The sequence below is a fragment of the Kitasatospora sp. NPDC048296 genome (genome assembly GCF_043201815.1).
Classification (GTDB): domain Bacteria; phylum Actinomycetota; class Actinomycetes; order Streptomycetales; family Streptomycetaceae; genus Kitasatospora.
Genome location: NZ_JBICZB010000178.1, coordinates 1 through 2,588 on the forward strand (window position 1 = coordinate 1; position 2,588 = coordinate 2,588).

The window sequence follows — 2,588 nt, forward strand, 5'->3', positions numbered from 1 at the left end:
TGCTCATGTTGCTCTTGCCACTCACTACCTGAACTGCTTCCTCCGGGACCGTCCGTCCCAGTATCAGGCTGTCCAGTTCAGCGGGGGAACTTCAGTCAAGACCGATGACCGGTTCGACCTCGGGCAGAACCTCGGGTTCGGTCTCCACGACGAACGACGCGAAGTACCTGCCCGCGCTGTCCTTGATCACCGTCACCGTGGACGGCATCGACGGCAGGGTGCGGGACCACTTCACCCGCACATCGCCGATCTTCGGCAAGGACAGGTCCCCGCCGGGCGTGATCTTCCAGCGGGCGTTCGCGGTGAAACGAACGGCCTGACGGGTGTCGCGCTTCGACTTGAACCGAGGCGGTCCCGTCTTCGGGCGCTTGCCCTTCAGCCCGTCGAAGAAGTTCCGGTATGCGGTGTCCAGGTCCCGCAACGACTGTTGCAGCACTACAGAGGACACCTCGCAGAGCCATGCACGCTCCGGCGTCTCTTTCGAGACCGTGAGCTTCTTGGACAACTCGCCGGAGGTGACGAACGGCAGCCCGGTGGCACGGGCGTCCTCACGGACGCGAAGCGCGTCATTGAAGACCACCCGAGCACACCCGAACGCCCTTGCCAGCGCACAACGCTGAGGCCCGTTCGGGTACACGCGGAACGAGTACCGAAGCTGCATGACGGCCAACCTATCGGACGGCACTGACAACAGCGCGAGACGTCGCGAACGTGCAGGTCAGAGCAGGATTCAGAACCGCTTCACCACCAGACTGAAGCCGGTGCACTGCGATTAGGGGTGGGCTTCCTGCCCGTACTCGGACGCGACGCCGAGCTCGGTCCGGTGACCACCGGCGCGGTGGGGTCCACCCTCGCTCTGGCACTGCTACCCGGGGTCGTCGGGGTTCTGGTGGCGGCGGTGCCGATCGGCTCCGGCACCTGGCTGATCACCCGCTGGCCTTCGCCGCGCTCGCCGCCGCCCCGCCCAAGCGGCTCGGCCAGGCCGTGGGCGCGACCGAACTCGGGCGCGAACTCGGCGACGGAGGAGGCCGGTTGATCGTCACCTCGGCCGCCGCCGTGACTACGCTGAGCGGCGGCTTCGCGACCCTCGCGCTCCTGGTCGCCCTGGCCACGCCGCCGATCGTCCGACGTCCGCACGGGTAGCACAAGGGCCCGCTGGAGTCGGGCACCCGACTCCAGCGGGCCGTACGGCCGGTCGACCCCGCCGTGACGGAAGGTGCGAGGCTGCGGAGGACGCCACCCCCGACTGATCATCAGCACACCCGCCATCGTCTCAATGCGACGGGGATCGCACACCGCGTTCAGCGGACCGATGTTGCGGCTTGAGCGGGAAGTCGACGGGTCCGACTAGCTGTGCGTGTTTCGACCGCCCGGCGGGTCCGGCCGGGCGGGTTGGGCGGAGTGGAGGGAGTCAGGCCACCGGTTGGTGGTCGCGGTCGGCGGTTGCGGCGGTGCTGTCGTCCGGGCGGTGGGGCATCCGCAGGACGGCGGTCGCACCGAGGGCGACGACGGCGATGGCGAGGAGCAGGAGAACGAGGCCGATCAGGAGTCGCACGAGTCGGTCCCGGCCTTCTGCTCGTGCTCGCGAAGGAGGGCGAGGAGGTTGAGCACGGTGCTGGCCGGGCAATGCCGCGGAGTTACGGCTTGGGGAGCGATAAGAATCTGGGCAGGCTCGGCTGAGCAATCCGCCTGGGATTGATCAGCAGGACGTCGGGCGGGCGTCGGCGGCGAGGACGAGTTCTTTGCTCGTCTTGCGGCGGGCGGCCCGACGGGCTGACCGGTCGGAGACCAGGCCGGCTATGGCGGCTTGGGTCTCGGCGAAGTCTTCGCGGCGGCCGGTGTAGCGCTGCAGGGGCCGCCACTGCTTGTACTCGGCGTTGGCGTGCTCCACGCAGATCCGGTTGGAGGACTGTGCTCGGCGTTCGTGCCGCCAGGCGTGCTGTTCGCCGAGGGTCGCGTCCTTCTTCGGCTTGCGGGGTGGGGCGATGACCTGGTGTGGGAACTGGTTGGCCAGGCCCCGGTAGCCCTCGTCGACATGCACCTTGACGCCGGGGCGGCAGCGCAGCTGCTCGGCGATGCCCTCGGTGCGCACCGCGGTCTGGTCGTGCATTCGTCCTGGCCGCGCGACCCCGGAGTAGAGGGTGCGGCCCTGGCCGTCGCTGAACGTGGTGGTCTTGATGGTGTTCTGCTTGCGCTTGCCGGACACGAACGCCTTGCGGCCCGGACGCCCGGCCTTAGGACGTCTCACCTGTACGTCGGTGCCGTCGATACGCAGCTCGACGTCCTCGGCCTCGGCGTAGGCGAACACGTCCTCGATGGTGCGCAGCCGGATGGCGGGCTGGTCGGGCACGGCGAACCCGCGCGCCGCCAGCAGCGGCCGAACCTGCCGGATCGCGGCGGACACCGTGGAGCGGTCCACTCCTAACAGCACAGCCAGGGCCGAGTGCGGAAGATCGTGTCGCAAGTGCGCCAGCGTGACCAGCACCCGATCGACTGAAGTTGCCCCGGTTTGATGGACAACCTTCCGCTTTGGGACACTGGGTCCCGCAAGGAGGAGTTCATCGTGCCAAGGACGCGTCCGGCCTACC

General features: G+C 68.5%; 2 protein-coding genes and 1 pseudogene. All 3 read right to left on the bottom strand.

The window, feature by feature from the left end; translation table 11 throughout:
* Positions 1–94: 94 nt before the first annotated feature.
* A pseudogene (locus tag ACGF12_RS38260) lies at positions 95–661 on the bottom strand (RNA-guided endonuclease InsQ/TnpB family protein); the annotation flags it as partial.
* Between the two features lie 750 nt (positions 662–1,411).
* Positions 1,412–1,555 (bottom strand): hypothetical protein, encoded by a 144-nt coding sequence (locus ACGF12_RS38265; protein WP_393041178.1) that lies wholly within the window; start codon positions 1,553–1,555, stop codon positions 1,412–1,414.
* Positions 1,556–1,699: 144 nt separating this feature from the next.
* The gene (locus tag ACGF12_RS38270; RefSeq protein WP_393041181.1) at positions 1,700–2,485 is read right to left on the bottom strand and encodes a transposase family protein; all 786 of its coding nucleotides are present in this window, start codon (positions 2,483–2,485) and stop codon (positions 1,700–1,702) included.
* Positions 2,486–2,588: the final 103 nt, after the last annotated feature.